Source organism: Sulfitobacter sp. THAF37 (genome assembly GCF_009363555.1).
In the GTDB taxonomy this organism is placed as follows: domain Bacteria; phylum Pseudomonadota; class Alphaproteobacteria; order Rhodobacterales; family Rhodobacteraceae; genus Sulfitobacter.
On sequence record NZ_CP045372.1, the window covers coordinates 3110910 to 3137015 of the forward strand.

Sequence of the window (26106 nt, forward strand, 5' to 3'; positions counted from 1 at the left end):
GACTAAAGTACCCCGGCCAGTCCGGCGTTCAGGTCGTGCGGCCCCGGCGCGGCTGCGGGCGGGTCGGAATTTCCTTGAGCAATCCGCCCACGCCCATGCCCGCGATGTCGGCTGATGTGACGGGCACGCCGCAGATCACCCGCGACAGCACCCAGTCGGCCCCGTTCAGCGCAGGCGCCCGCGCGCAGCCCGGAAGCCCGATCACGGGACGCCCCCCCAGATCGCCAAGAAACAACAGGTTGCCCGGGTCCACCGGCATGCCGAAGCGCGTGACGCTGCCCCCGGCGGCGCGCAGGGCGGCGGGGGCCACGTCGTCGATGTCCGACGTGGCGGAGCCGGTCAGCACCAGCACCAGGTCCGACGTGCACCCGGCCAGTGCTGTCGCCAGCGGCGCGCGGCGGTGCGGCACCATCCGCACCGCCTCAAACGTCACGCCAAGCGCCTCCAGCCGGCCCGCGATGGCGGTGCGCCCCTTGTCGCCCACGCCGCCGGGTATCTCGGTGATGATCAGCGTCGCGGTCTTCAGCACCGGCTGGCGCAGACCAATGGCACCCGCCGCGTCGACCGCCGCGCAGGCACGGTCGAGGTCCGCAAGCGGCACCGCGTAGGAAATGATCTTGATCGTGGCGACCATGCCGCCGTCGCGCATCTGTTGCCAGGGAGGGACGGTTGCGATGGTGATCATCGGATGCACAGCGTTCACCGCCTCAAGTGCTGGCACATCCAGCTCCGCCACCCCCGGCCCCTGGGCCAGCAAGTTGACGCGCCCGGTGAAAGCCCGCGTGAGCTTCAGCCCCTGGCCTTGCCCCAGAACGGCGCGCGCCAGCCGCTCCGCGGCGCGGTCTTCGCCCAGATCGTCCCGATCGAGCCGCGCAACGATCACGGTCTCATGTCCCGCCTCGGCCAGGGCGTTCACATCCTCCGGTGTCAGCGTCCGGCCCTTGCGCAGACGTCCCTCCCCGGTCTGCACCGAATGGGCCAGCACCGCGCCCTCGGCTTCGGTCAGCGGAACCGGGCCGAATTTCACGGGCGCCTCAGGGTCTGGATCATCTCGGCCAGGATGGACACCGCGATCTCGGCCGGTCCGGCGGCGCCGATGTCCAGCCCGATCGGGCCGTGGATGCGCCCGACCCGGTCCTCGGCAAAACCCGCCTCGGCCAGCCGCGCCAGTCGCGACGCATGGGTGCGCGTGCTGCCGAGCGCCCCGATATAAAAGGCGTCTGACCGCAGCGCACAGTGGATCGCCGGATCGTCAAGCTTGGGGTCATGGGTCAGCAGCACCACGGCACAGCGGGCATCCAGCCCGATCTCCTCCAGCGCCGCGTCCGGCCAGTCGTTGACCACCTGCGCATCGGGAAAACGGGCCGCGGCGCCAAAGGCTTCGCGCGGGTCCACCACCACCGGATCGAACCCGGTGGCGCGCGCCATGCCGACCAGATGCTGCGCGATGTGAACGCCGCCCACGATGATCAGGCGCAGCGGCGGGTTGTGGATGGCGATAAAGGTCCCGCCATCCTCGCTGACCCCGGAGCGGTCCATGCGGAACCTGTCCGCGTGCCCCTCCTCGACCAACCTTCGGTGGCTGCCGTCCAGCGCCACCTCGTAGGCGACCGCCCGCCGTGCCGCCCGCGCGGCCACCAGATCGCGCAGCATCGCCTCGGGCATGCCGCCGTCTCCGACCGGCTCGACCAGGATGCGGATGTTGCCGCCGCAGGCAAGGCCCACGGCAAAGGCGTCGCCGTCGCTGACACCGTATTCCAGCACACGGTTGCCGCCTTGCTCCAGCGCCTCCAGCGCCTCGACCACCACCGCGCCTTCGACGCAGCCGCCCGAGACAGAACCTTCCATCTCGCCCTCGCCCGAGACGACCAGCTGCGCGCCCACCCGGCGCGGCGCGGATCCCCAGGTCTCGATCACCGTCGCCAGTGCCACCCGCTGGCCTGCGTCGATCCATGCCAGGGCCTGTTCCGGTGCTGTCTGCGCTGCCATTCTGCGATCCTTTCCACCCCGCCTGCCGGGAATGTAATGCGCGGGGCACCCGCGCTCAATGAGATAACACCACGGTGACACCCGCGCCGCCACCGCGACATTGGTCACAGCGCCCCGGCAGTCCGGCGGTCACTTGCACTGCCGCGCCGCGACAACTACATCTGTCGGCAAGAGATCAACATCGGAGACCCCACCATGCCCATGCAAGCCAGTGAGATCGAGGACCTGATCCGCGCGGCCTTTCCCGACGCCCGAATCGTGGTCGAGGGGAATGACGGCGTTCACATGGCGGCGATGGTGGAGGATGCCTCCTTCAAGGGCATGAACCGGGTGCAGCAGCAACGCGCGGTCTACGCCGCCCTCAAGGGCAAGATGGACGGGGCCAATGGCGAATTGCATGCCCTGGCCCTGACCACCCGGGCCCCGACCTGAACACACTTTATCAAGGACAATCACATGAGCGACGCCAAGACGCAGATCCAGGACACCATCACCGCCAATGACGTGGTCCTTTTCATGAAAGGCACCAAGGAAATGCCGCAATGCGGGTTTTCCTCCCGCGTGGCGGGGGTGCTGAACTACATGGGTGTCACCTATTCCGACGTGAACGTGCTGGCGGACGAAGGCATCCGCCAGGGGATCAAGGATTTCTCCGACTGGCCGACCATTCCCCAGCTTTACGTCAAGGGCGAGTTCGTCGGCGGATGCGACATCATCACCGAGATGACGCTGTCGGGCGAACTGGACACGCTGTTCGATGAAAACGGCGTGACCTATGACAAGGACGCCGCCGACAAGATCCGCGAAGCGAACGGATAAGGTCCGTCCGCTGATACAACGACCTGCGCGGCGCCTCGGCAGCCACGCAGGTTTCTACCGCGCCGATCCGATCAGGAAACCGTGCCCGCCGCCTGGCCCGTCGGGCCACGTCCCGGCTGATTACCGCCGCTGCCCGGCACACATTGGTTTCCGGTCGATCCGTCTGCGCAGGTCGGCGGTGGTGTGCAAGGCTGGGCGCCTGCCACATCCGCGCAGGCTTCGCCGCCCGGGGGATCATACTTTCCTGTAAACACAGGTTCGGCATAGACGACAGAGGGTTCACGCTGCGTGGCGCAGGCGCTGAGGGTAAGACTGCAAATCGTGACAACAAGGCTCTTCTGAAAATACGTCACAGCATAGGCTCCTTTGTTGACGCCTCGGGCGCTGGCGCGACCGGCCTACAAAGGCTAACGCAGATCAATTCAAAAACATAGTTTGATGTACCTGCCGCCTGACGACGCCAGAGCGGCGCAGGCCGCCGGTGCCCTGGCGCGGGCGTCCGACGGGGCCATTTTCACCCCATCGGAGCCATCACGACAAAACGGTCCCGCGGCCTATCGACCTGCCTTTTCCTCGACTTCCGCCGCCAGCGCCTCGGCCCTGGCTGCCAGTTCCGCCAGGGTCTCCTTGACCGACTGCGGCACCACCGGCACCTCGATCCGTTCCGGTTCGATCTTGACGTTGCGCAGACCGGCCAGTTCCGCCTCGCGCTCGGCCAGTTCCGCTTTCACTTCCGCGATGCGGTCTTCGATGCTTGCCGTCTTGTCGGCCAGCAGCAGGCCCGCCATCAACAGCATCCGCGCTTCGGGCATCCGCCCCACCTGATCCGACAGCACCTGCGCCTCGTCATCCAGCATCTTGGCGGCCGAATGCAGATAGCTTTCCTCGCCCTCCTGGCAGGCGACTTCGAACTGGCGTCCGCCGATAGTGATCCGTACCTCGGGCATCAGGCGTCCTCCTCTGATTGGTCCGCGTCGGCGGTGTCATCCGCGCTGTCCAGCAACGGGCCAAGCGCCGCCAGAATGGCGCTGCTTTCGGCCACGTCGGCGGCGCGGGCGGCGCGCAGCCCTTCCAGTTCGGCCAGCATTGCCTTGTTGATCAGATGCGCATCGCCGACCCCTTCGGCGTTCGCCTCCTGCAGCGCGGCGCAGGCATCTGTCAGCTGCGCATTGGCACGGCGCACCCTTTGCAGCTCGATGTCGAGCTGCGCCATCCGCGCCTGCGTCTCTTCGACCTGCGCGCGCAGACCGGCGGTCTCTGTGTCCAGGCGGGACTTGAGGGTGCGCACACGCTCGGTCAGCTGCGCATTGGCGGTGCGTTCATCCTCCAGCGCCTGAACCGTCTCGGGGTCCGGTCCGGACGCGGAGGCGTCCAACCCTTCCAGCCCGGCAGCCACCCGGTCCATCGCCGCGGTGATGCGGCGCTGCAATTCATCTATGTCACTCATTCCCCGGTTCCCTCACGTCCTGTCTGTCCCCGATCGCATCGCAGCCCGTCACGCCAGGGCGAATCGCCCTGCCGCCACGGTTTCGATTATCCTACCCAAAGGATCGGGCAAATGCGCCCCCCTTTCAGATCAGCGACTTGACCGGCGAAGTTGATCCGTCCCGCTCGCCCCGGCCCGCTTGCGCTTGAACTTTGGCCCTTGACTGCTATTCACGGTCACACCCCTGACGCGCTGAAAGGAAGCCTGCCTTGGATCTCGCCGCTCTTGCCAAAGCCCATCCGGACCACTGGTCCAAAGCCACCGCCATCCGCGCCCTGACGCTTGACGCGGTCGTGGCCGCGAACTCCGGCCACTCCGGCATGCCGATGGGCATGGCCGACGTGGCGACCGTGTTGTTCGAAAAGCACCTGAAATTCGACGCCGCGAACCCGCTTTGGCCGGACCGCGACCGCTTTATCCTGTCCGCCGGACACGGTTCCATGCTGATCTATGCGCTGCTGCACCTCGTGGGCGACGCGCAATTCCCCATCGAAGAGCTCAAGAACTTCCGCCAGATGGGCGCGCGCACGGCAGGACACCCCGAAAACTTCCTTGCCGACGCGATCGAGACGACCACCGGCCCGCTGGGCCAGGGCATCGCCAATTCGGTCGGCTTTGCCATGGCCGAAGAGATCCAGCGCGCCACTTACGGCAAAAAGGTGGTAGACCACCATACCTATGTCATCGCGGGCGACGGCTGCCTGATGGAAGGCGTCAGCCAGGAGGCGATTACCCTCGCGGGCCGGCACCAGCTGAGCAAGCTCATCGTGATGTGGGACAACAACGACATCACCATCGACGGGCCTGTCAGCCTGTCCGACCGCACCGACCAGATCGGCCGCTTTACCGCCGCCGGCTGGCACTGCATCGAGATCGACGGCCACAACCCCGAAGAGATCGACGCCGCCCTGACGGAGGCGCGCAAATCCGACAAGCCCACGATGATCGCCTGCAAGACCCATATCGCCCTGGGCCACGCGGCACAGGACACGTCCAAAGGCCACGGTGCGCTGACGGATGCGGACCAGATGGCAGATGCCAAGGCCGCCTATGGCTGGACAGCGGGGCCCTTCGAAGTGCCCGCCGACGTCAAGTCCGCCTGGGAAGAAATCGGCAAGCGCGGCGCGCAGGAACGCCAGGCCTGGGAAGAAAGGTTCGACGCGATGCCGCGCAGCAAACGCGAGACCTTCAACCGTGCGCTCGCCCTCGATCCGCCGAAAAAGCTGAGCGCGACGATCAAGGCCTTCAAGAAACAGATGTCGGAATCCGCGCCCAAACTGGCCACCCGCGCCTCTTCGGAGAAGGTTCTGGAAGTCGTGAACCCGATCATGGCCGAAACCGTGGGCGGTTCTGCCGACCTCACCGGCTCAAACAACACCAAGACCGGGGATCTGGGTGTCTTTGACGTGGACAACCGCGCGGGGCGCTATGTCTACTGGGGCATCCGCGAACATGGCATGGCGGCGGCGATGAACGGCATGGCGCTGCACGGCGGCGTCCGGCCCTATGGCGGCACCTTCATGTGCTTCACCGACTATGCCCGCCCCTCCATGCGGCTGGCGGCCCTGATGAAAATCCCGACGGTCTTTGTCATGACCCACGATTCCATCGGCCTGGGCGAAGACGGCCCGACACACCAGCCGGTCGAACATCTGGCGATCAGCCGGGCGACCCCCAACACCTATGTCTTCCGCCCCGCCGACACGGTGGAAACGGCAGAGGCCTGGGAAATCGCGCTGACCTCCAAGAACACCCCATCCGTGCTGTCGCTGACCCGTCAGGGCCTGCCCACCGTGCGCAAGGACCACAAGAACAACAACATGGTCGAAAAAGGTGCCTATGTGCTGGCCGAGGCCGAGGGCAAGCGTCAGGTCATTCTGATCGCCAGCGGCTCGGAGGTCAGCGTGGCGCTGGACGCCCGCGCCCTGCTTCAGGAAGAAGGGATCGGCGTGCGCGTCGTGTCGATGCCCTGCATGGAGCTGTTCGCGGCCCAGGACGACGCCTATCGCAAGCGCATCCTGCCCGGCGGGCCCGTGCGCGTGGGCATCGAGGCCGGCGTGCGCCAGGGCTGGGACCAGTGGCTGCTGGGTGAACGCGGCAAGTTCGGAAAGGCGGATTTCGTGGGGATGGACAGCTTCGGCGCGTCCGCCCCCGCCGAAGAACTGTTCGAAAAATTCGGCATCACTGCACAGAACGTCGCAGAGCGGGCCAAGGCGCTGCTCTGACCTTAGGACCGGAATGCCATCAAGGCCCGCCGCCTGCGGCGGGCTTTTTGCCTGTATCCGCGGCACGCCGCGCATGAGCCTGGTTCCGCCGATCCCGAAGGTTCGGCTGGTCAAGCTCGAAAATCACTCTACCTTAGGTGGTGAAAGATAGCGAAACACATCTTTGCCGCGGCCCCGCTGCGGCTGCGTGATCTGGAGGAATGCTCATGTCTGTCGCATATCTGACACTCTCCGGCCTGACCGGCATCCTGGTTTTCGTCAGCTGGCTGATCATCGGCGGCAGCCTTGGCGGCGCTGCCCTGGGTTATGTCCTGACCGGCAATCTGACGATGGCAGCCCTGGCCGCCCGCATGGCGAAGGTGCGCCAGAGCTAGGCCTATGCGGCCTGCCGACCGGTGAACGGCAAGGCGCGCCACAGCGGCGTGATGATCTTCTCTCCCACCGGGATCAGCAGAAGCCCCAGGGCGAGGCCAAAGATTCCGTCCATCGCGGCGGTCGCCACCCATTCTGTCGCCGCCTCGATCCCCGGCGGAACCATATGCGCCACCGCAACGGCAACGTCGTGAATCCAGTGGCCCAATGCACCGAATCCAAGCTCTTCAAGCCCGTGAACGATGATCGAACCGCCCACCCAGAGCATCGCGGCGGTGCCGACGATCGTCAGCAGCTTGAGGAAACCCGGCATCCCCTTCACCAGCATCCGGCCTAGGAATTTCGTCACACCAAGCCGCCCCCGGTTGGCCATGGCAAGGCCCAGATCATCCATCTTCACGATCAGCGCCACAGCCCCGTAGACCGCGACCGTGATCATCACGGCCACCACCGCAAGCGTTGCCGCTTCCATCCAGAAACTGCTGGGTGGGATGGCGGACAGGGCAATGGTCATGATCTCGGCGGACAGGATGAAATCCGTCTTGATCGCCCCCGCCGCCTTCTGTTCCTCCAGCCGCGCGGGGTCTTCGATGACCTTTTCCTTGCCCGGATAATCCTCGTGCCCGCCGGAAAGCCCGATGGCATGGGCGACCTTCTCGGCCCCTTCGAAGCACAGATAGGCCCCGCCCAGCATCAGCAACGGCGGAATCGCCCAGGGCGCGAAGTTGGACAGCGCAAGACCTGCGGGCAGCAGGAACACCAGCTTGTTGCGCAACGATCCCTTGGTGATGCGCCAGACGACAGGCAGCTCGCGCGAGGCTTCGAAACCGTGCAGGTACTTCGGCGTCACCGCCGCATCGTCGATCACGGCGCCCGCCGCCTTGCCGCCCGCCTTGGCCGCCTGGCCGATCACGTCATCGACAGAGGCCGCAGCCACCTTTGCGATGGCCGCCACGTCGTCCAGCAATGCGATCAGTCCGCTCATTCTTTCCCCCTGTCGGTCCCGGCAGAATTAGCCTGCTCCGGGCGCGAGGCAAATCCAATCTCTTCCAGCCTTTACCGCTAACACAAAGGTTTATCGCTAACAGCCGGAAAACAAGGGCGTTTAGGCCTTTCGCACCTGCAGCACCCCCCGCTATAGAACGCCCAACGCTGCACCCAAAGGATGACCCCATGACCATCAAAGTCGGTATCAACGGATTTGGCCGGATTGGCCGCTGTACCCTCAGCCACATCGCCGCAAGCGGTCGTGACGATATCGAGGTGGTCAAGATCAACGCGACCGGCCCGCTGGAAACCGCGGCGCATCTGCTGAAATACGACAGTGTGCATGGCCGGTTCCCCGGCGAGATCAGCATTGACGACGGCTATATGAACCTGGGCCAGAACGACATCGAAGTGATGTCGACCTACAACCTGGAAGAGCTGGACTGGCATGGCTGTGACGTGGTCCTGGAATGCACCGGCAATTTCAACGACGGCAACAAGGCCAAGGCGCACCTGGATCAGGGCGCCAAGCGCGTGCTGCTGTCGGCACCGGGCAAGAACGTGGACCGCACGGTGGTCTACGGCGTCAACCACGACACGCTGCAGAAATCCGACAGGATGATCTCCAACGGGTCCTGCACCACCAACTGCCTGGCCCCCATGGCCAAGGTCATGCACGAGGCCGTCGGCATCGAAAGCGGCCTGATGACCACGATCCACAGCTACACCGGCGACCAGCCCACGCTGGATCGGCGGCACAAGGATCTCTACCGGGCGCGGGCGGCGGCCATGGCGCTGATCCCCACCTCCACAGGTGCGGCGAAAGCCCTTGGCGAAGTCCTGCCGGCGCTCAAAGGCAAGCTGGACGGCACCGCGATCCGGGTGCCGACGCCCAATGTCTCTGCCGTGGACCTGACCTTTCAGGCCAGCCGCGACGTGACGGTCGACGAAATCAACCTCGCCGCCAAGACCGCCGCCAACGGGTCGATGCAGCGCGTTCTCGGCTACGACCCCGAGCAGAAGGTCTCGATCGATTTCAATCACACCGAGGAAAGCTGTGTCTTTGCCCCCGACCAGACCATCGTCGTCGCGGGCCGGACCGTGCGGGTCCTGGGCTGGTACGACAACGAATGGGCCTTCTCGGTCAGGATGGCCGATGTCGCGGTCGCCATGGGTCAACTGGGCTGACGCTTGCGCAGGGGCAGCCGGGCTGTCATATGCTGCTGAGGTGTTAGACAAAGGCGGCCCTGCCCTGTGACAAACCGTATCGCGCTCTTCCTTGGCCTGGTCATCGTCGCCGCCCTGCTGGCCGACGTCGTGTATTTCGGGACCGAACACCTGATCTACCTGGGCAAGAAGCTGTTCGATCTGATCGAATGGATGGCCTTCTGGCGCTGACGCAGGTGCCTGCCGTCATGGCCCGCCCGGATCATTCCGGAAACATCTGCCCCGTTTTCCGCCTATTCGCGGCTCAGCACCGCTGAGACCGGCACCAGCGCGACGCTCCCGGCGCGGTCCTGCAATCCCCAGAGCAGCAGGGCCGAGATCGTGTCGGGCCGCAGCCGGCCCAGCATGATCACCGCCCCCTCCTGTCCGGCCTTGAAGGCCGCCTGATCCAGGAAACGGCGGATCACCGTGGCGCTTTGCCCCTTGCTGTCAAAATCGCGGAACACCGGTTCGGCAGGCACACCTTCCTTGCGGGCCAGCTTGGGCATGGTGTTCAGCCCCTTGTCCTGCGTCACCAGACCATGCCCCGAATCCGCCAGGATCGCAGTGATATGGTCGGAGAGGTCGCGCTCGGACTGGAACCCGCCCCCCGGCGCTTCCAACACCGCGACGACCTGGTCGAGCTGCGGCAGCACCACGTTGAACGTCGTTTCAGCATCACTTGGCTGCGCGCCCTCCGGCAGGCCGATCATCGCCAGCACTTCGAACCCGGCCTCGCGATAAAGCGCCATGCGCTCCGCCGCGTCCGGCCTGGACGCATCAACCGCGAAACTCAGCGGATAGGGAAAACTGCGCAGCGCCGCCAGCCCCTGCGCGCCCGAGGTCACACCGGAGCCATCGTCGATCAGGATGATGCCCATCAGGGGCTTTCCGCCGGTCTCCGGCACGGCTTCGGCATTGGCCTGGATCGGCGGCAGAGTTTCGGTCTCCGCCTCTTCTACGGGCGGCGTTTCGGGGCCTGCGGCCTCTGTGGCGGGGTCGGTGGCACCGGGGCGGTTGATCGTCACGCCGCTGTCCCGCTCCGTCAGGGTCACGGCAGGGGTGCCGATGGCGGGCCGTCCGCTGGCGGCATCAGCCGCCTGCGGTGTCTCGGGGCTTTCGGTCTCGGAGTTTTCGGTCTCGGGGCTTTCGGTCTCGGCGCTTTCGGTCTCGGGGCTTTCGGTCTCGGCGCTTTCGGTCTGGGGGGTTTCAGCGGGCGCGGTCTGAGAGCTGTCCGGCAGAGCGTCGGCGTCGGACGTGGACACTTCTGGCGCATCCGGTGGAGACAAGTCCGCCGCATCCGCGGTCTGAGGTGGCTCAGACGGGTCAACCTGGGGCGCCGGATCGCCTTCCGCGTCGGGCACGGACGTCTCTACCGTGCTCTCGTCACTTTCTGCGGGGGTTTCGGGCGCCTCGGGGGCCGCGTCCCCCACCTCGGGGGCGTCCGGTTGCACCGGCGCATCGGGCACGTCTGGCGCCGCTTCAAAGGGGCCGGCCTCCGCCTCCGGAAGGGGGGGCTGGGCCGGTTCGGTGCTGATCGACAGCTCGTCCGGGTCCTGCGGCGCCATCGGGGCCAGCGCCTGCGGGTTGGGCAGGACCGGGCTTTCGCCCTCGGCGGCAACGGCACCGGTCTCGGGGCCGTCCTCGGGGGTGTTCAGCCCTTCGACGCCGCCGGTCTCCGGTGCGGCGGCGGGGCTGGTCGTGCCGTCATCCAGCGTGGCCAGCGTGTCGGGATCGGGTGGGCTGGCCTGCGGCGCCGCGGGGACGCTGGCCGGTGCCGTGTCGGACAGGCTGCCCTCTGCCGCGCCCGTATCATCGGCGCGCGCAGGGGCCCGTGTGCCGCCCGGCGCCGCATCGCCCACTTCGGGCGGCAGCGGCGGGTCCAGAAGGACAGAGGCAAGTCCGGCCACGCTCACGCTCACCACGCCGCCCAGGACGGCCCCTTTCAGAAAACCCCGTGCCATGTCGCACTCCCTGCTTTTTCAGCCGTGTCCGCACAGCGGCTGCCTGCCCCGTTCTTATGCGTGGACCGCTCTTGACGCCAGCGGACAACCCTGAACATGTAGGGCCGGACTATACCCCCGGCAGGGACCCCAAAACCAGTGCCAATCCGGTCGCAAGGACAAAGAATTCAGACGTGTTGCTCCTGATAGATAACTACGACAGCTTTACCTACAATCTTGTCCATTACCTGGGCGAATTGGGGGCCGAGGTGGCCGTTCACCGCAATGACAAGATCACGGTGGAAGACGCCATGGCGCTGCGCCCTGCGGGCATCCTGCTGTCGCCCGGCCCCTGCGACCCGGACCGCGCAGGCATCTGCCTGGCGCTGACCCATGCCGCCGCCGAAAATGCCGTGCCGCTGTTGGGGGTCTGCCTGGGTCATCAGACACTTGGCCAGGCCTTTGGCGGCAAGGTCGTGCGCGGCAATGACATCGTGCATGGCAAGCTGGGGCTGATGCATCACGAAAGCCAGGGCGTCTTTGCCGATCTTCCCAGCCCCTTCCCAGCCACGCGGTATCATTCGCTGGTGGTGGCGCGTGACAGCCTGCCGGACTGCCTGCAGGTGACGGCCACACTGGAAGACGGAACGATCATGGGCCTGCAACACCGCGACCTCCCGATGCACGGGGTGCAGTTCCACCCGGAATCGATCCGATCCGACCACGGCCACAAGATGCTGCAGAATTTCCTCGACCTGATGAAGGTGCCGGCATGAGCGACGCGCTGAAACCGCTGATCGACGCCGCGGCCAACGGCCCGCTGACCCGCGCCCAGGCCGGAGAAGCCTTTGAGATCCTGTTCGACGGCGAAGCAACGCCAAGCCAGATCGGCGGCTTCCTGATGGCGCTGCGCACGCGGGGCGAAACGGTGGATGAATACGCCGCCGCCGCCAGCGTGATGCGCGGCAAATGCCATGCGGTGAAAGCCCCCGAAGGGGCGATGGACATCGTCGGCACCGGCGGCGACGGCAAGGGCACGCTGAACATCTCGACCGCCACCGCCTTTGTCGTGGCGGGCGCAGGCGTCGTTGTGGCGAAACACGGCAACCGCAACCTCAGTTCGAAATCGGGTGCCGCGGACGCGCTGACCCAGATGGGTCTGAACGTCATGGTCGGCCCCCGCGTCGTCGAACGCGAACTCGCAGAGACCGGGATCGGCTTCATGATGGCACCGATGCACCATCCGGCGATCGCCCATGTGATGCCCACCCGGTCCGAGCTGGGCACGCGCACGATCTTCAACATCCTCGGCCCGCTTACCAACCCCGCAGGCGTGCGTCGGCAGCTGACCGGCGCGTTCTCCCGCGACCTGATCCGCCCCATGGCGGAAACGCTCCTGGCCCTCGGCAGCGACAAGGCATGGCTGGTGCATGGCTCTGACGGCACCGACGAGCTGACGATCACCGGCACAAGCTGGGTCAGCGGTCTGACCGACGGGGCGGTGACGGATTTCGAAATTCACCCCGAGGACGCGGGCCTGCCCGTGCATCCGTTCGAAGACATCGTGGGGGGCAGCCCTGCCGATAATGCACAGGCCTTTCACGCAGTGCTGGACGGCGCGCCCTCGGCCTACCGGGACGCGGTGTTGCTGAACGCGGCAGCCGCCCTGGTGGTGGCCGACGCCGTGCCTGACCTCAAGGCCGGCGTCGAAATGGCCCGCGACAGCCTTGATTCCGGCGCGGCACGGGAAAAGCTGCGCCGCCTGGCCGAGGTTTCGCGGGAAAAGTGATGGCATCCCCTCTTGCACGGCTTGGCGCATGGGCGGACCTGCCCTTTTTCACCGAAAGCTACCCCCGGATCGAGACCGCCCTGCACGCCGAGACGCGCAAGGTCTTTCCGCCCGACGACCAGATCTTCGCGGCGCTGGAGCATGTTCGGCCCGACGATGTGCGTGTCGTCATCCTGGGACAGGACCCCTATCCCACCGTGAACCACGCCCACGGCTACGCCTTTTCCGCCGACGAGGACACGCGCCCGCTGCCGCGTTCGCTTGCCAATATCTTCAAGGAAATGCGCAGCGACATCGGGGCCGCACCCGCAAACGCCGACCTTCGGTTCTGGGCGGATCAGGGGGTGCTGTTGCTGAACACCGTGCTGACCGTGCCCGAAGGCCAGCCCAAGGGCCACGACAAGCTGGGCTGGCAGGCACTGACCGACCAGGTGCTGGCACGGCTGGCCGACCGCCCCCGCGCCTATCTGCTTTGGGGCGGCAGCGCACAGCAGGCGGCGCAGGCCGTGGACGGCGATACAAACCTCAAGATCGAAAGCCATCATCCGGTCGGCATGTATGGCAATCTCAACTTTTTCGGCTCGCGCCCTTTTTCGCGCACCAATGCGTGGTTGCACGAACAGGGCCTGCCGCCCATAAACTGGGCCAACCCGGAGGGCACATGACACAAACCATTCTCGACAAGATCAAAGCGTACAAGCTGGAAGAAATCGCCGCTGACAAGGCCGCGCGTTCATTGGAGGAAGTGACCGCCGACGCCCGCGCCGCGGCACCTGTCCGCCCCTTTGCCGAAAGCCTGCACAAGGCCTCGCGGGAAGGCTATGGCCTGATCGCCGAGATCAAGAAGGCCAGCCCGTCCAAAGGACTGATCCGCGAGGATTTCCAGCCCGCAGAGCTGGCCGCGGCCTATGCCCTCGGGGGCGCCACCTGCCTCTCCGTGCTGACGGACACACCCAGTTTCCAGGGCGCCAAATCCTATCTGACCGAGGCGCGCGCCGCCTGCGATCTGCCGGTCCTGCGCAAGGACTTCATCTATGATCCCTACCAGGTGGCAGAGGCCCGCGCCCTGGGTGCGGACTGTATCCTGATCATCATGGCCTCGGTGTCCGATGCCCAGGCGGTCGAACTGGAAGCGGCGGCGGCGGAATTCGGCATGGACGCGCTGATCGAGGTGCACGACGCCGAAGAACTGGAACGCGCAAGCCAACTGGAAAGCCGGATGATCGGTATAAACAACCGGAATCTCAATACCTTCGAGACATCTCTTGATGTGACGCGCAAACTTGCCAAACGGGTCCCGCCGGACCGTATGATCGTCTGCGAGTCCGGGCTCTACGCGCCAAAGGACCTGGCGGACATGGCAATGTTTGGGGCCCGTGCCTTTCTGATCGGGGAAAGCCTGATGCGTCAGGACGACGTCGAGCAAGCCACCCGGCAACTGCTGGCCAACCCCCTGACCGCCGGAGCCATGTGATGGCGCTGACCCATTTCGACGGCAAGGGCGACGCGCATATGGTCGATGTCTCTGACAAAGACGTGACATCGCGCATCGCGGTTGCCGAAAATCACATCAAGATGTTGCCGGAAACCCTTGATATCATTATCGAGGGGCGCGCCAAAAAGGGCGATGTCCTGGGGGTTGCGCGCCTGGCCGGGATCATGGCGGCCAAGCAGACCGCGGGCCTGATCCCGCTGTGTCATCCGCTGCCGATCAGCAAGGTCAGCGTCGAACTTGAACCCGACCGCGACCTGCCGGGGGTGCGCATCACCGCGACGGTAAAGACGACGGGCCAGACCGGGGTAGAGATGGAAGCACTGACCGCTGCCTCCGTCGCGGCGCTGACGGTTTATGACATGGCCAAGGCTGTGGACAAGGGCATGGAAATCAACGGCTTGCGTGTGGTTTTTAAGGACGGCGGCAAATCGGGCCGCTACACCGCCCCATGATATCCGTCGAAGAGGCGCTGGAACGGCTGCTGGACCTCGTCGCGCCCCTTGAGGTCGAAGAGGTCCCGTTGCGCGCGGCCTCGGGCCGTGTGCTGGCCCGCGACGTGGCCGCCCGCCGCGCGCAGCCCCCGTTTCCGGCATCGTCAATGGACGGCTATGCCCTGCGCCGGGCCGAGGTGGAGCCGGACGCGATGTTCAAGGTCGTGGGCAAAGCCGCCGCCGGGCACCGCTTTGACGGGACGGTGAAGGCGGGACAGGCGGTGCGTATCTTTACCGGCGCACCGGTGCCCGACGGCGCGGATTTCGTTGTCATTCAAGAGGATACCACCCGGCGCGGAGATCTGATCACCTTGGGCCACGATATCGGGACCAAGGACAACATCCGCCCTGCCGGGGTCGATTTCGCCGCCGGTGACACCATGACCGCGCCGCGCCGGCTGCGCCCCGTCGACATTGCGCTGATGGCGGCGATGAACATTGCGCGGGTGCCGGTGACACGCAAGCCGCGCGTCGCCGTGCTCGCGACCGGAGACGAGCTGGTTCAACCCGGCGAAGACCCCGGCCCCGACCAGATCGTCGCGTCCAACAGCCACGGGTTGGCCGCCATGTTCGAGGAGCTTGGCGCCGAGGTCCGCCTGCTGCCCATCGCACGCGACAATGCCGCCTCGCTGACCCAGGCGTTCAGGCTGGCGCAGGGAACCGACCTGATCGTGACCATCGGGGGCGCCTCGGTCGGGGATCACGACCTTGTCGCGCCAGTGGCCGCCGAACTGGGAATGGCGCAGTCCTTCTACAAAGTGGCCATGCGACCCGGAAAGCCCCTGATGGCGGGTCGGATCGGCGATGCCGCGATGATCGGCCTGCCGGGCAATCCGGTCTCTGCCATGGTCTGCGGGACGGTCTTTGTCGCGCCTGTCCTGCGCCGAATGCTGGGGCTCGGCGATGCCATGGCGCAGACCCGTCAGGTGACGCTGGGGACCGATCTGCCCGCCAACGGTCCGCGCGCCCACTACCTGCGCGCGCAGCTGCGCGACGGGGCGGTCCACCCTGCCACGGCGCAGGATTCCTCGTTGTTGTCAGTCTTGGCGCGGGCCGACGCCCTGCTTGTCCGCCCGGTGGACGACCCCGCGCGCCAGGCGGGTGATCAGGTCACGATCATACCGCTTTGAGCGCGCTTTGTGTTGCGCGTTGACACAAAACAAGAACATCCCTAGAACAAAAAGAAACATCTGACCGGAGGGATGCGCGGTGCTGACGAAGAAACAACTCGATCTATTGGCTTTCATCCAGAAACGGGTGCAGCGCGACGGCGTACCGCCCAGCTTTGACGAGATGAAGATGGCGCTCGACCTGCGCTCGAAATCCGGCATCCACCGTCTGATCACGGCGCTTGAGGAACGCGGTTTCATCCGTCGACTGGCCCACCGCGCCCGCGCGATCGAAATCGTCAAACTGCCCGAAAGCCTGGGCGGCGCCGCAGGCGGTTTCACGCCCCGCGTCATCGACGGGGACCGCCCTGACAGCCCGCCGCCAGCCCGCGCACTGCCGGTGGAGACCAGCGCGCTTGACCTGCCGGTGATGGGCCAGATCGCCGCCGGTGTCCCGATCGAGGCGATCAACCATGAAACCCACCGCGTTGCGGTGCCGGGCGGCATGGTTTCGGGCTCGGGCGAACACTATGCTCTTGAAGTCAAAGGCGATTCGATGATCGAAGCGGGGATCAACGACGGCGATGTCGTGGTGATCCGCGAAACCTCTACCGCCGACGATGGCGACATCGTGGTGGCGCTGGTCGACGATCTGGAAGCGACGCTGAAGCGGTTCAAGCGCAGCGGCGGTTCCATCGCGCTCGAAGCTGCGAACCCCGCCTATGAGCCGCGCGTGCTGCCCGCAGACCGGGTCAAGGTTCAGGGCCGGCTGGTCGGGCTGATCCGTACGTATTGACCCTGGGACTTTGGCCCTTCCGCTGCGGGGGGCCATCTGGTCCATAACCTGTCACCGGTCCGTGCGCGGGCCGTTGTCACCTTCCAACCCTCTTTCGTCGGGGTGAACGCCAGCGCGCCGGTATGTTTCAGCCGTTCGGGGTCGAAGACATCGCAGGGCGCGCTCGCCAGCCCCTCGGCCGGGACGCTCGCCACCACGATCTGCCCCCGCTCGCAACCGGCAAAGCCTGCGACGCGCCGCTTGCCGCTGAGGTGGATCACATCCGCATCTTGCGGCCAGCGTTTTGCCGCTTTCCACTGCTCGGCCCCGTCGCCGTCGTTCTCCAGCCAGTTGCGCGCGGCGAACCCGGCGGTTTTTTCGCGGCTCAGCGCCCTGCCCTGCGGCGTCATCACGCCGACCAGCGTGCCGCTGTCCGACACCAGGATCGTCGGTCGCTCCGCCCCATGCCAGAGCACAAAGGCCAACGCCATGACCGGCAGGCCCGCGAACCGCAACCGCCCCTGCCAAAGGATCAGGACCAGAAATCCCAGCGCCAGCAGCGGGATCACCCAGCCGCCTGGGCCGACGACATAGCCACGCGCGCCGTCCAGCCCCGCCACCCAATGCGCCACATGAAGGATCCAGCGCAGTCCCGTCCCCATGACCCAGAGCCCCAGCGCCTCTGCCCCGAAGGGCGCCAGCAACAGCGCCACGACAGCGGCGGGAATGATCAGCACCCCCATCAGCGGGACGGAGACAAGGTTCGCGATCAGCCCGTAATGCGCGATGGCGTTGAAATGCGCCGCGGCGATGGGCGCGGTCGCCAACCCCGCCACGGCAGATGACACAAAGACGGCAAAAACCGGCTTCAGCCAGCGCGGCATCCCGGCCGTTTCAACCTCGCGCAGCCAGCCAAAGACCGCGACCAGCGCCGTGGTCGCGGCAAAGGACATCTGGAAGCCCGGCCCCATCAGCGCCTCCGGCCGCAGCGCCAGCACCAGCGTTGCCGCCACCGCAACGGCCCGCATCGAGATTGCCCGCCGTCCGATCATCAGCGCCCCCAGCGCCACGGCGACCATGATGTAGGCCCGTTCCGTGGCCACGTTGCCCCCCGACAGCGCAAGGTATCCTGTCGCCACGAACAATGCGCCGCAGGCAGCGATCGCCTTTGTCGGCCAGCGCAAGGCGCTCAACGGATGCAGCGCCAGCAGCAGCCGCAAGGCCGCCAGGACAAGCGCGCTGAGCAACCCCATGTGCAGACCCGAAATCGCCAGCAGATGTGCGAGGTTGCTGGCGCGCAGCGCCTCAAGAGCGTCCTTGCTGATGCCGCTGCGGTCGCCGGTCGTGATGGCCGCGGCAAAACCGCCAAGGTCCCCCGGAAGCACCTCCCTGATGCGGTCCGACGCCGCCATTCGGATGCGGAAAACCGCAAGCCCGGCATGACCGTCCGCTGCCGTCGCCGCGGCCAGCAGCGGGACGCGCGTATAGCCGACCGCGCCGAGGCGTTCGAACCAGGCGTGACGCTGGAAATTGAAACCGCCCGGTTCCACCGGGCCGGCGGGAGGTGACAGATGCGCGGTGGTCATCACCCGCAGCCCCGGTTCCGGCATGATGCCAGCCCCGCCGTAAAGGGACAGCCGCACCCGATCGGGGGTTCGGTCGGGCGGCACCCGGTCCAGCCGCACCCGATCCAGCGTCAGGCGCAGGGCGTCCGACTGGCTTCGGTCCATCGCGACGATCCGCCCCTCCACCGGGCCATAGTAACGCCAGCCCAGAACCGGCGCGGCCACGCTGTTCGCCCGCGCCGCCGCCAGCAGCAGGCCGATCAGGCAAAGCGCCAGCGCAAGGCTCAGCGGGGCCACAGGCTCCGGCAGCAGACGTGCCAAAAGCACCAGAATCACGGCCATGAGGGAAAATGCCGCCAGCAGCTGCCCCCCCGGCTCGGTCGGCAGAGAGAAAAAGGTGCCGATTCCCACGGCCAGACAGATCGGCACCCAGCAGATCAGCCCGCCACGCTGCGCCAGCAGCACCGCTGCCATCCCTTCGCAAAACCGTGCCATCAGGCCCATGCTTGCCCCCGCGCATCGCACTGGATAGACAGGCAGCACCCTAGAGGCCGCGTGATGAACAACAGGTTAACGCGCACCTCAAACCGCCAGAATCTGTTAGGAATACCCCCATGTCCGCCGACGTCGTCACCCGTTTCGCCCCCTCGCCCACAGGCTTCCTGCACATCGGTGGCGCGCGCACCGCATTGTTCAACTGGCTCTACGCGCGGGGCAACGGGGGGCGTTTCCTGCTGCGGATCGAAGATACCGACCGCGCGCGGTCGACCCCCGAGGCGACCGATGCAATTTTGCAGGGATTGTCATGGCTTGGGCTCGACCACGACGGAGAGATCGTCAGCCAGTTCGAAAACGCGCCCCGCCACGCCGAGGTCGCGCGTGCGCTGCTGGACCAGGGTAAGGCGTACAAATGCTTTGCCACCCAAGAGGACATCACCGCCTTTCGCGACGCCGCGCAGGCAGAGGGGCGCAGCACGCTGTTTCGGTCGCCCTGGCGCGATGCGGACCCGTCGACGCACCCCGATGCGCCCTACGTGATCCGCATCAAGGCCCCGCTTGAGGGGACGACAGTGATCCGCGACCGCGTGCAGGGCGACGTGACCATCTCCAACGCACAGCTCGATGACATGGTGCTGTTACGTTCGGACGGCACACCGGTCTACATGTTGGCGGTTGTCGTGGATGATCATGATATGGGCGTGACGCATGTGATCCGGGGCGATGACCACCTGAACAACGCGGCGCGGCAGATGATGATCTACAAAGCCATGGGCTGGGACGTGCCGGTCTGGGCCCATATCCCGCTGATCCACGGGCCGGACGGCAAGAAGCTGTCGAAGCGCCACGGCGCGCTGGGGGCGCAGGAGTATCAGGCCATGGGCTATCCCGCGGCAGGCATGCGCAACTATCTCGCACGGCTGGGATGGAGCCACGGAGACGACGAATTCTTTACCGACGCCCAGGCGCGTGAGTGGTTCGACCTCGACGGTATTCGCAAGAGCCCCGCGCAGTTCGACCTGAAGAAGCTGGAGAACATCTGCGGTCAGCACATCGCCATCTCCGAAGATGCCGCACTGCGGCGCGAATGCGAGGCCTACCTTGCCGCCGCTGGCCTGCCAGCACTGGACGACACCCGCGCCGCCGGGCTGGAACGGGCCATGTATTGCCTCAAGGAACGCGCAAAGACTTTACCGGAACTCCTTGAAAAGGCGCATTTTGTTCTGACATCGCGCCCGATTGAGCAAGACGAGAAGGCCCAGAAGGCGCTTGACCCGGCGTCGAAGGCGCTGCTGACGGAATTGACGCCGCACCTGCAAGATGCTAGCTGGAGCAAGGAAACGCTGGAGGAGGTGATGAATGGCTTTGCGGCTGCGCATGACACCAAATTCGGCAAACTCGCCGGGCCCCTTCGGGCTGCCCTGGCTGGGCGCGCAGTTACCCCATCCGTTTTTGACATGATGCTCGTGTTGGGACGTGATGAGACACTCGCCCGACTGACGGATGCGGCGGCGTGATCAAGGTTAATCACTTGGCAACACACCACGCGATAACACACCGGCAGGTCCTCTGGCAGGGCCATGCCGCGACGGGGGGCAGAACGCCTTGCCGCCAATACAGAGGGAAGGGACCGCATGACTGAGAGTACAAAATCCGCAAAGCTGACCATCGACGGCAAAGACTACGACCTGCCGATATTTTCACCGACGGCCGGTCCCGATGTGGTCGACATCCGCAAGCTTTACGCCCAGGCGAACGTCTTTACCTATGACCCCGGCTTTACGTCGACCGCAAGCTGCGACAGCACCATCACCTATATCGACGGCAACGCGGGCGTCCTGCTGCACCGCGGCTACCCGATCGACCAGCTTGCGGCAAAGTCGCACTATCTCGAAGTGTGCTATGTCCTTCTGTATGGCGAACTGCCCTCCCCGGCAGAACTGGAGGATTTCGAAAGCCGTGTGACCAATCACACCATGCTGCACGAGCAGATGATGAACTTCTTCCGGGGCTTCCGCCGCGACGCGCACCCGATGGCGGTCATGGTTGGTGTGGTTGGCGCGATGTCGGCCTTCTACCACGACAGCACCGACATTACCGATCCCTGGCAGCGCGAAGTGGCGTCGATCCGCCTGATTGCCAAGATGCCGACCATCGCGGCTTGGGCCTACAAGTATTCCATCGGCCAGCCCTTCGTCTATCCGCGCAACGATCTGGACTATGCGTCGAACTTCCTGCGGATGTGTTTCTCCGTCCCTGCGGAGGAATATCACGTGGATCCGATCCTGTCCCGCGCCATGGACCGCATCTTTACCCTGCACGCGGATCACGAACAGAACGCATCGACATCCACCGTGCGTCTGGCGTCCTCTTCCGGGGCCAACCCATTTGCCTGCATCGCGGCGGGCATCGCCTGCCTCTGGGGTCCGGCGCATGGCGGCGCCAACCAGGCCTGCCTGGAAATGCTCAAGGAAATCGGCGACCCCAAGAACATTCCCGAATACATCGCTCGGGCCAAGGACAAGGACGATCCGTTCCGCCTGATGGGTTTCGGCCACCGGGTCTACAAGAATTTCGATCCGCGCGCGACGGTCATGAAGGAAAGCGCCGACGAGGTGCTGGAGCTGCTGGGGGTGGAGAACAACCCGATCCTGGCCACCGCCAAGGAGCTGGAGAAACAGGCGCTCGACGATCCCTATTTCGCCGAGAAGAAGCTGTTTCCCAATGTGGACTTCTATTCCGGGATCATCCTGGAAGCGATGGGCTTTCCCACGTCGATGTTCACCCCGATCTTCGCCGTCGCGCGGACCGTCGGCTGGATTTCCCAGTGGAAAGAGCAGATCAGCGATCCGCAGCTCAAGATCGGCCGCCCCCGGCAGCTGTACCTTGGCCAGACCTCGCGCGATTACGTGGACATCGAAGACCGCTGAGTCAGCACTGCAATGCCTCAAACGCCCCGTTCAGCGGGGCGTTTCGCTTTGTTGCCCAGGCGTAAACAGCACCTCCCGCACAGCGTGAACGTCCCCACCCGCACTCAATCCAGCGCTGCATTTTCGTTTCCACTTGCGAACCTCCGAATCATAACGGACACTTGAGCTGGCTTTTCACCAAAGGCGTCGCAGCCGTCGCACTGTTTCAGGCGTCATTGCGAAAGGCGAAACATCGCCCCCCGAAATACGGCAAAATTAAGGCATTGTTTCGGCTGATTGCACAATATGCCGCGTCACTTGACCGGTCTTCCGAACCATCGCTAACCTGTCTCAAATTGCACTCAGGAGGCACCATGACGCTATGGTTCATCTGCGGGCCGATGCTGCTGGCTCTCGCCGGGGCGGCCCGACATACTGAAATGGTCCAGGCCACATGGGGTCCCGCCGCTTCCTGTCTTCGGCCCGTCACTGCCGCGCAGGCGACGCGCGGCACCGGAGGCTGAAATGACCGACCTTTACTCCGACCGCCCGCCGCAGGGTCACCTGCGCTGGGACAATGCCCTTGGCATGCTGCCCACCGCCATCCGGTCGGAGCCGGGCCCGCAGGGCGCGCTGGTGCCCGACAGCCTGCGCGACAGCGACAAGATCGCGGTGATCTACGACAAAGGACAAACCCCGCCAGAGATCACCATCCGGCGGGACTCCGGTTCGGTTCACACGGTTCTGGCAGATGGCATTGCGGTCGCAATCGTGGCCAGCGCCAATGGTCCGGCCCCCAGCAAGGACGATGTGCTGCTGGTCGAACGGGCGGTCTAAAGCGTTTCGCCTTAGGCTCTGAACCCATTAATTCTATACGCTCAGCGGCGACTTCACGAAATTTCAATGGTTTGGGGCGTGCAGCCAATAGTGGTTCTATTTGCAAGCGACCCAAGACGGTGAAATGAAGTGAAATCGCCGCCCGTCGCTCCGAAGGAGCGCCGATTCATGCTGGCACGCCTTCGGCGTGACGGGTTTGACGGATTTTCCCGCAACCTGCGGCCCATCTGTTCGAAATAGAACCACTATTCCAGCGCAGATGCTTCTTGTCTGCGGAAAAATCAGTCAAACTGAGCGTATGGAATTAATGGGTCCAGAGCCTAACGCCCCTCAAAGGTCGGTTTACGCTTCTCGACAAAGGCCAGCACGCCCTCCTTGAAATCGCGGGTGTTGCCGCAATGGCCCTGCAGTTCCGCTTCCTGGGTCAACTGGTCCTCGAACGGATTGTCCCAGCTGCCGCGAATGGCCTGTTTGGCTGCCGCATAGGCCGCGGTCGGCCCCTTGGCGAGCTGTGCGGCACTCTGCTTCCACCGGGTGTCGAAATCGGCGTCCGGCACGGCGGCCCAGATCATCCCCCAGTCATCGGCCTGGCGCGCGCTGATCTTGTCGGCAAAGAGTGCAGCACCCATCGCTTTGGCGGTGCCCATGCTGCGCGGCAATACATAGGTGCCGCCCGCGTCCGGGATCAGGCCGATCCGGGTGAAAGCCTGCATGAAGTAGGCGTTTTCCGCTGCAAAGACCACATCACAGGCCAGCGCCAGGTTGGCCCCTGCCCCCGCGGCAGGCCCGTTCACCGCGGCGATGGTCGGCACCGGGCAGTTCACGATGGCCCGCAGCATCGGGGCGTATTCGTCCCGCAGGGTACGCTCCAGGTCCAGCGACGCGGCAGAGGGTCCGTCGCCCAGATCCTGGCCTGAACAAAACGCCTTGCCCGCGCCGGTGATGACCACGACCCGCGCCTCCTTGCCGCCCTGGGTCGCCGCATGGGTGATCTCGGCGCGCATCTGCGTCGTCAGCGCGTTCATCTTTTCCGCACGGTTCAGCGTAATCGTGGCGATGTCATCGGCCACCGCATAGGTGATCGTCTGATATTCCATGTGTCAGGTTCCTTTGCTCGGGGGCAGTTGCCGCCTTGATAGCAAAGCACACCGGACGGGCCAGCAAAACCGAACGTCAGTCGTCCAGAATCTCGCGCAGACGGGCTTGTTCGTCGGGGCTGAGGGAGGCGTCCTCGGGCCGCGGTGCCCGAGACCGCCCGCGCACATAGACAAAACCCACGCCGCCCGCGATCAGCAACATCAGCGGCCCCGCACCCCAAAGCAGCCAGTTCGCGCCTGTCACCTCGGGCCGCAACAGGACGTATTCGCCGTAGCGTTGCACGATGAAATCCACCGCCTCCTGGTCGCTGTCCCCGGCCACCAGCCGCTCGCGCAGCAGGATGCGCAGGTCACGGGCCAGGCTCGCGTTGCTTTCGTCGATGCTTTCGTTACGGCAGACCAGACAGCGCAGCCCTTTGGACAGCTCCCGCGCCCGAGCCTCCAGCGCGGGATCGTCCAGCATTTCGTCCGGCTGCACCGCGGCCAGCGGCGTGGCCAGCAGCATCAGGATCAGCGCCAGTCGTTTCATGCCGCGGGCACCGGTGCGGCGCGGGACTTGCGCGCGCCCGCCGCGACGCGGAAACGCCGGTCGCTCAGGCTCAGCACGCCCCCCAGCGCCATCAGCCCGCAGCCGATCCAGATCCAGTTGGTCAGCGGTTTGATATAGACGCGCACGGTCCAGCCGCCGCTGTCCTGCTGATCGCCGATCACCACATAGACATCCCGCGCGAGGTTATAGTCGATGGCGGCTTCGGTCGTCGGCATGCGGGCGACCGGGTAAAACCGTTTCTCGGGCATCAGCTGCGAGATCACGCTGCCGTCCCTGGACAGGGTCACATCGGCCTGCGTCGACTGGTAGTTCGGCCCGCGCACCTCGTTCACCGCGTTCAGCGTCAGGGTGTACGCGCCGACGTCCCAGGGCTGTCCGATCTGTGCGACGCGGATGTCGTCCTGGGTCCAGGCGGTCAGGCCCGCGATGCCCGCCATGGTCACGCCAAGCCCCGCGTGGGCGACAGCCTTGCCCCAGTCGGCGCGTGGCAGGCGGCGCAGACGCGCCAGACGGCCCGGTCCACGCCCCGTGCGCTGCGCCAGCTCGACCACCACGCCGGCCACCAGCCAGGCGCCCAGGAACAGGCCCATCGGCCCCAGCAGACTGCGGCCCGACTGCATCGCCCAGGCCAGCCCTCCCACCGCCAGCGCCAGCACGAAAGCGTACCGCAGCGGCCGAACGGCGCGGGCAAGGCGCGCGCGTTTCCACGGCAGCACCGACCCCACCGGCAGGACCAGCCCCAGCAGTACCATGAAGGGGGTGAAGGCGGCGTTGAAGAACGGCGGCCCGACGCTCAACTTGCGGTCAAAGAACATCTCGGCCAGCAGCGGCCACATGGTGCCGACAAAGACCACGAAACAGGCCACCGCCAGCAGCAGGTTGTTCACCACCAGGGCGGATTCGCGGCTGACCAGTCCGAACACGCCCTTCGCCTCCATCGCGCCCGCGCGCAAGGTAAACAGGATCAGCGCGCCGCCCATGAAAAAGGCCATGATCGCCAGGATGAACACGCCCCGCTCGGGATCGTTGGCAAAGGCATGAACGCTTGTCAGCAGCCCCGACCGCACGATGAACGTGCCGATCAGCGAGAAACCGAAGGCGAGGATCGCCAGCAGGATCGTCCAGCTTTTCAGGCTTTCGCGTTTTTCCACCACGATGGCAGAATGCAGCAGCGCCGCCGCCAGCAGCCAGGGCATGAAACTGGCGTTTTCCACCGGGTCCCAGAACCAGAAACCGCCCCAGCCCAGCTCGTAATAGGCCCACCAGGATCCCAGCGCGATGCCGATGGTCAGGAACACCCAGGCCGCCAGCGTCCAGGGCCGAACCCAGCGGCCCCAGGCGGCATCCACCCGCCCTTCGATCAGCGCCGCCACGGCAAAGCTGAACGCCATGCTGAGACCCACATAGCCAAGGTAGAGGAACGGCGGATGAAAGGCCAAACCCGGGTCCTGAAGCAGCGGGTTCAGGTCACGCCCGTCAAAGGGCGGCGTTTCCAGCCGCAGGAACGGGTTGGAGGTGAAGATGATGAAGGCGAAAAACGCCACCGCGATGGCTGATTGCACCGCCAGCACCCGCGCCCGCAGGCTGGGCGGCAGGTTGCCCCCGAACCATGCCGCCATGGCGCCGAACAGCGTCAGGATCAGCACCCACAGCAGCATGGACCCCTCATGATTGCCCCATGTGCCGCTGATCTTGTACAGCATCGGTTTCGCCGAATGGCTGTTGTCCACCACCAGCTTCAGCGAGAAATCGGAGTTGATGAAGGCCCACATGAGCGCGCCGAAACTCAGCGCCGTCAGGGCAAACTGCGCCCCCGCCGCCGGTTCCGCCACCGCCATCCAGCCGGGCCAGCGTTTCTGCGCCCCGATCAGGGGCACGATCATCTGGATGATCGCCACCGCAAAGGCGAGGATCAGCGCGAAATGTCCGAGTTCTGTGATCATGCCCCGAGTATAGGCAGGCGC

The 26106-nt window shown here is 65.5% G+C and carries 27 protein-coding genes; 17 read left to right on the top strand and 10 right to left on the bottom strand.

All coding sequences use genetic code 11. The features are described from left to right. Positions 1 to 28 precede the first annotated feature (28 nt). Both FIU94_RS15250 and FIU94_RS15255 read right to left on the bottom strand, forming a co-directional pair. The gene (locus FIU94_RS15250) at positions 29 to 1027 is read right to left on the bottom strand and encodes a molybdopterin-binding protein (RefSeq protein ID WP_152466584.1); all 999 of its coding nucleotides are present in this window, start codon (positions 1025 to 1027) and stop codon (positions 29 to 31) included. Next, positions 1024 to 1989, bottom strand: a complete 966-nt coding sequence (locus FIU94_RS15255; protein ID WP_152466585.1) for an XdhC family protein — start codon at positions 1987 to 1989, stop codon at positions 1024 to 1026. The genes FIU94_RS15250 and FIU94_RS15255 overlap by 4 nt, the downstream gene beginning before the upstream one ends. 195 nt (positions 1990 to 2184) lie before the next feature. Between FIU94_RS15255 and FIU94_RS15260 the strand changes: the two genes are divergently transcribed. Further along, positions 2185 to 2421 carry a BolA/IbaG family iron-sulfur metabolism protein gene (locus FIU94_RS15260; RefSeq protein WP_152466586.1) on the top strand — a complete coding sequence of 79 codons (237 nt, stop codon included), beginning with the start codon at positions 2185 to 2187 and terminating at the stop codon, positions 2419 to 2421. Between the two features lie 24 nt (positions 2422 to 2445). Beyond that, positions 2446 to 2808: a Grx4 family monothiol glutaredoxin gene (gene grxD, locus FIU94_RS15265; protein WP_152466587.1), complete on the top strand. Its 363-nt coding sequence runs from the start codon at positions 2446 to 2448 to the stop codon at positions 2806 to 2808. A gap of 554 nt (positions 2809 to 3362) precedes the next feature. Here the strand turns inward: grxD and FIU94_RS15270 are convergent. Both FIU94_RS15270 and FIU94_RS15275 read right to left on the bottom strand, forming a co-directional pair. Further along, positions 3363 to 3755, bottom strand: a complete 393-nt coding sequence (locus FIU94_RS15270; protein WP_152466588.1) for a cell division protein ZapA — start codon at positions 3753 to 3755, stop codon at positions 3363 to 3365. Further along, a complete protein-coding gene (locus FIU94_RS15275) occupies positions 3755 to 4255 on the bottom strand; it encodes a hypothetical protein (protein WP_152466589.1) in 501 nt (166 codons plus the stop codon). The genes FIU94_RS15270 and FIU94_RS15275 overlap by 1 nt, the downstream gene beginning before the upstream one ends. 248 nt (positions 4256 to 4503) lie before the next feature. On the opposite strand from FIU94_RS15275, the gene tkt reads away from it, so the two are divergent. Further along, the gene (gene tkt / locus FIU94_RS15280; protein ID WP_152466590.1) at positions 4504 to 6519 is read left to right on the top strand and encodes a transketolase; all 2016 of its coding nucleotides are present in this window, start codon (positions 4504 to 4506) and stop codon (positions 6517 to 6519) included. A 206-nt stretch (positions 6520 to 6725) separates the two neighbouring features. Next, on the top strand, positions 6726 to 6893 hold the full coding sequence (locus tag FIU94_RS20915) for a hypothetical protein (protein WP_172975920.1): 168 nt from the start codon (positions 6726 to 6728) through the stop codon (positions 6891 to 6893). Positions 6894 to 6895: 2 nt separating this feature from the next. Here FIU94_RS20915 and FIU94_RS15285 read toward each other — a convergent pair whose 3' ends face one another. After that, positions 6896 to 7876, bottom strand: a complete 981-nt coding sequence (locus FIU94_RS15285) for a DUF808 domain-containing protein (protein ID WP_152466591.1) — start codon at positions 7874 to 7876, stop codon at positions 6896 to 6898. Positions 7877 to 8064: 188 nt separating this feature from the next. Between FIU94_RS15285 and gap the strand changes: the two genes are divergently transcribed. Both gap and FIU94_RS20920 read left to right on the top strand, forming a co-directional pair. Next, positions 8065 to 9066, top strand: coding sequence for a type I glyceraldehyde-3-phosphate dehydrogenase (gap, locus tag FIU94_RS15290; RefSeq protein ID WP_152466592.1), 1002 nt, complete (start codon positions 8065 to 8067; stop codon positions 9064 to 9066). A gap of 66 nt (positions 9067 to 9132) precedes the next feature. Continuing rightward, on the top strand, positions 9133 to 9276 hold the full coding sequence (locus tag FIU94_RS20920; RefSeq protein WP_172975921.1) for a hypothetical protein: 144 nt from the start codon (positions 9133 to 9135) through the stop codon (positions 9274 to 9276). A gap of 62 nt (positions 9277 to 9338) precedes the next feature. Here the strand turns inward: FIU94_RS20920 and FIU94_RS15295 are convergent, their stop codons facing one another. After that, the gene (locus tag FIU94_RS15295; protein ID WP_152466593.1) at positions 9339 to 11048 is read right to left on the bottom strand and encodes a divergent polysaccharide deacetylase family protein; all 1710 of its coding nucleotides are present in this window, start codon (positions 11046 to 11048) and stop codon (positions 9339 to 9341) included. 173 nt (positions 11049 to 11221) lie between these two features. On the opposite strand from FIU94_RS15295, the gene FIU94_RS15300 reads away from it, so the two are divergent. The 7 genes from FIU94_RS15300 (at position 11222) to lexA (ending at position 16707) form a co-directional block, all read left to right on the top strand. Next, positions 11222 to 11803 (top strand): aminodeoxychorismate/anthranilate synthase component II, encoded by a 582-nt coding sequence (locus FIU94_RS15300; protein ID WP_152466594.1) that lies wholly within the window; start codon positions 11222 to 11224, stop codon positions 11801 to 11803. Then, a complete protein-coding gene (gene trpD / locus FIU94_RS15305) occupies positions 11800 to 12816 on the top strand; it encodes an anthranilate phosphoribosyltransferase (RefSeq protein ID WP_152466595.1) in 1017 nt (338 codons plus the stop codon). Before FIU94_RS15300 ends, trpD begins: the two co-directional genes overlap by 4 nt. Next, the gene (locus FIU94_RS15310) at positions 12816 to 13481 is read left to right on the top strand and encodes a uracil-DNA glycosylase (RefSeq protein ID WP_152466596.1); all 666 of its coding nucleotides are present in this window, start codon (positions 12816 to 12818) and stop codon (positions 13479 to 13481) included. Before trpD ends, FIU94_RS15310 begins: the two co-directional genes overlap by 1 nt. Continuing rightward, positions 13478 to 14290, top strand: a complete 813-nt coding sequence (gene trpC / locus FIU94_RS15315; RefSeq protein WP_152466597.1) for an indole-3-glycerol phosphate synthase TrpC — start codon at positions 13478 to 13480, stop codon at positions 14288 to 14290. Before FIU94_RS15310 ends, trpC begins: the two co-directional genes overlap by 4 nt. Continuing rightward, positions 14290 to 14763 carry a cyclic pyranopterin monophosphate synthase MoaC gene (moaC, locus tag FIU94_RS15320; RefSeq protein ID WP_152466598.1) on the top strand — a complete coding sequence of 158 codons (474 nt, stop codon included), beginning with the start codon at positions 14290 to 14292 and terminating at the stop codon, positions 14761 to 14763. The genes trpC and moaC overlap by 1 nt, the downstream gene beginning before the upstream one ends. Beyond that, positions 14760 to 15932, top strand: a complete 1173-nt coding sequence (gene glp, locus FIU94_RS15325; protein ID WP_152466599.1) for a gephyrin-like molybdotransferase Glp — start codon at positions 14760 to 14762, stop codon at positions 15930 to 15932. Before moaC ends, glp begins: the two co-directional genes overlap by 4 nt. A 79-nt stretch (positions 15933 to 16011) precedes the next feature. After that, positions 16012 to 16707, top strand: a complete 696-nt coding sequence (gene lexA, locus FIU94_RS15330) for a transcriptional repressor LexA (protein ID WP_152466600.1) — start codon at positions 16012 to 16014, stop codon at positions 16705 to 16707. Here the strand turns inward: lexA and FIU94_RS15335 are convergent. Then, a complete protein-coding gene (locus tag FIU94_RS15335) occupies positions 16671 to 18746 on the bottom strand; it encodes a ComEC/Rec2 family competence protein (protein WP_368407133.1) in 2076 nt (691 codons plus the stop codon). The genes lexA and FIU94_RS15335 overlap by 37 nt on opposite strands. 119 nt (positions 18747 to 18865) lie before the next feature. On the opposite strand from FIU94_RS15335, the gene gltX reads away from it, so the two are divergent. From gltX to FIU94_RS15350, 4 genes are all read left to right on the top strand, one after another. Continuing rightward, the gene (gene gltX, locus FIU94_RS15340; protein ID WP_152466602.1) at positions 18866 to 20266 is read left to right on the top strand and encodes a glutamate--tRNA ligase; all 1401 of its coding nucleotides are present in this window, start codon (positions 18866 to 18868) and stop codon (positions 20264 to 20266) included. 117 nt (positions 20267 to 20383) lie between these two features. Next, on the top strand, positions 20384 to 21679 hold the full coding sequence (gltA, locus tag FIU94_RS15345) for a citrate synthase (protein WP_152466603.1): 1296 nt from the start codon (positions 20384 to 20386) through the stop codon (positions 21677 to 21679). Between the two features lie 353 nt (positions 21680 to 22032). Next, positions 22033 to 22182, top strand: coding sequence for a hypothetical protein (locus tag FIU94_RS20925; protein WP_172975922.1), 150 nt, complete (start codon positions 22033 to 22035; stop codon positions 22180 to 22182). A 1-nt stretch (position 22183) separates the two neighbouring features. Continuing rightward, positions 22184 to 22495 (top strand): hypothetical protein, encoded by a 312-nt coding sequence (locus FIU94_RS15350; protein WP_152466604.1) that lies wholly within the window; start codon positions 22184 to 22186, stop codon positions 22493 to 22495. A 320-nt stretch (positions 22496 to 22815) separates the two neighbouring features. Here the strand turns inward: FIU94_RS15350 and FIU94_RS15355 are convergent, their stop codons facing one another. From FIU94_RS15355 to FIU94_RS15365, 3 genes are all read right to left on the bottom strand, one after another. Then, entirely contained in the window at positions 22816 to 23592 is a 777-nt protein-coding gene (locus tag FIU94_RS15355; protein ID WP_152466605.1) for an enoyl-CoA hydratase-related protein, read from the bottom strand. Positions 23593 to 23668: 76 nt separating this feature from the next. Then, on the bottom strand, positions 23669 to 24121 hold the full coding sequence (locus tag FIU94_RS15360) for a cytochrome c-type biogenesis protein (protein WP_152466606.1): 453 nt from the start codon (positions 24119 to 24121) through the stop codon (positions 23669 to 23671). Beyond that, the gene (locus FIU94_RS15365; RefSeq protein WP_152466607.1) at positions 24118 to 26085 is read right to left on the bottom strand and encodes a heme lyase CcmF/NrfE family subunit; all 1968 of its coding nucleotides are present in this window, start codon (positions 26083 to 26085) and stop codon (positions 24118 to 24120) included. Before FIU94_RS15365 ends, FIU94_RS15360 begins: the two co-directional genes overlap by 4 nt. Between the last annotated feature and the right edge of the window lie 21 nt (positions 26086 to 26106).

Bases quoted from the DNA above. Each gene is read 5' to 3' on its own strand.
- FIU94_RS15255 (WP_152466585.1), bottom strand. From the start codon at position 1,989: ATGGCAGCGCAGACAGCACCGGAACAGGCCCTGGCATGGATCGACGCA.
- FIU94_RS15260 (WP_152466586.1), top strand. From the start codon at position 2,185: ATGCCCATGCAAGCCAGTGAGATCGAGGACCTGATCCGCGCGGCCTTT.
- grxD (WP_152466587.1), top strand. From the start codon at position 2,446: ATGAGCGACGCCAAGACGCAGATCCAGGACACCATCACCGCCAATGAC.
- FIU94_RS15270 (WP_152466588.1), bottom strand. From the start codon at position 3,755: ATGCCCGAGGTACGGATCACTATCGGCGGACGCCAGTTCGAAGTCGCC.
- FIU94_RS15275 (WP_152466589.1), bottom strand. From the start codon at position 4,255: ATGAGTGACATAGATGAATTGCAGCGCCGCATCACCGCGGCGATGGAC.
- FIU94_RS20915 (WP_172975920.1), top strand. From the start codon at position 6,726: ATGTCTGTCGCATATCTGACACTCTCCGGCCTGACCGGCATCCTGGTT.
- FIU94_RS15285 (WP_152466591.1), bottom strand. From the start codon at position 7,876: ATGAGCGGACTGATCGCATTGCTGGACGACGTGGCGGCCATCGCAAAG.
- gap (WP_152466592.1), top strand. From the start codon at position 8,065: ATGACCATCAAAGTCGGTATCAACGGATTTGGCCGGATTGGCCGCTGT.
- FIU94_RS15295 (WP_152466593.1), bottom strand. From the start codon at position 11,048: ATGGCACGGGGTTTTCTGAAAGGGGCCGTCCTGGGCGGCGTGGTGAGC.
- trpD (WP_152466595.1), top strand. From the start codon at position 11,800: ATGAGCGACGCGCTGAAACCGCTGATCGACGCCGCGGCCAACGGCCCG.
- FIU94_RS15310 (WP_152466596.1), top strand. From the start codon at position 12,816: ATGGCATCCCCTCTTGCACGGCTTGGCGCATGGGCGGACCTGCCCTTT.
- trpC (WP_152466597.1), top strand. From the start codon at position 13,478: ATGACACAAACCATTCTCGACAAGATCAAAGCGTACAAGCTGGAAGAA.
- moaC (WP_152466598.1), top strand. From the start codon at position 14,290: ATGGCGCTGACCCATTTCGACGGCAAGGGCGACGCGCATATGGTCGAT.
- glp (WP_152466599.1), top strand. From the start codon at position 14,760: ATGATATCCGTCGAAGAGGCGCTGGAACGGCTGCTGGACCTCGTCGCG.
- FIU94_RS15335 (WP_368407133.1), bottom strand. From the start codon at position 18,746: ATGGCACGGTTTTGCGAAGGGATGGCAGCGGTGCTGCTGGCGCAGCGT.
- gltX (WP_152466602.1), top strand. From the start codon at position 18,866: ATGTCCGCCGACGTCGTCACCCGTTTCGCCCCCTCGCCCACAGGCTTC.
- gltA (WP_152466603.1), top strand. From the start codon at position 20,384: ATGACTGAGAGTACAAAATCCGCAAAGCTGACCATCGACGGCAAAGAC.
- FIU94_RS20925 (WP_172975922.1), top strand. From the start codon at position 22,033: ATGACGCTATGGTTCATCTGCGGGCCGATGCTGCTGGCTCTCGCCGGG.
- FIU94_RS15350 (WP_152466604.1), top strand. From the start codon at position 22,184: ATGACCGACCTTTACTCCGACCGCCCGCCGCAGGGTCACCTGCGCTGG.
- FIU94_RS15355 (WP_152466605.1), bottom strand. From the start codon at position 23,592: ATGGAATATCAGACGATCACCTATGCGGTGGCCGATGACATCGCCACG.
- FIU94_RS15360 (WP_152466606.1), bottom strand. From the start codon at position 24,121: ATGAAACGACTGGCGCTGATCCTGATGCTGCTGGCCACGCCGCTGGCC.
- FIU94_RS15365 (WP_152466607.1), bottom strand. From the start codon at position 26,085: ATGATCACAGAACTCGGACATTTCGCGCTGATCCTCGCCTTTGCGGTG.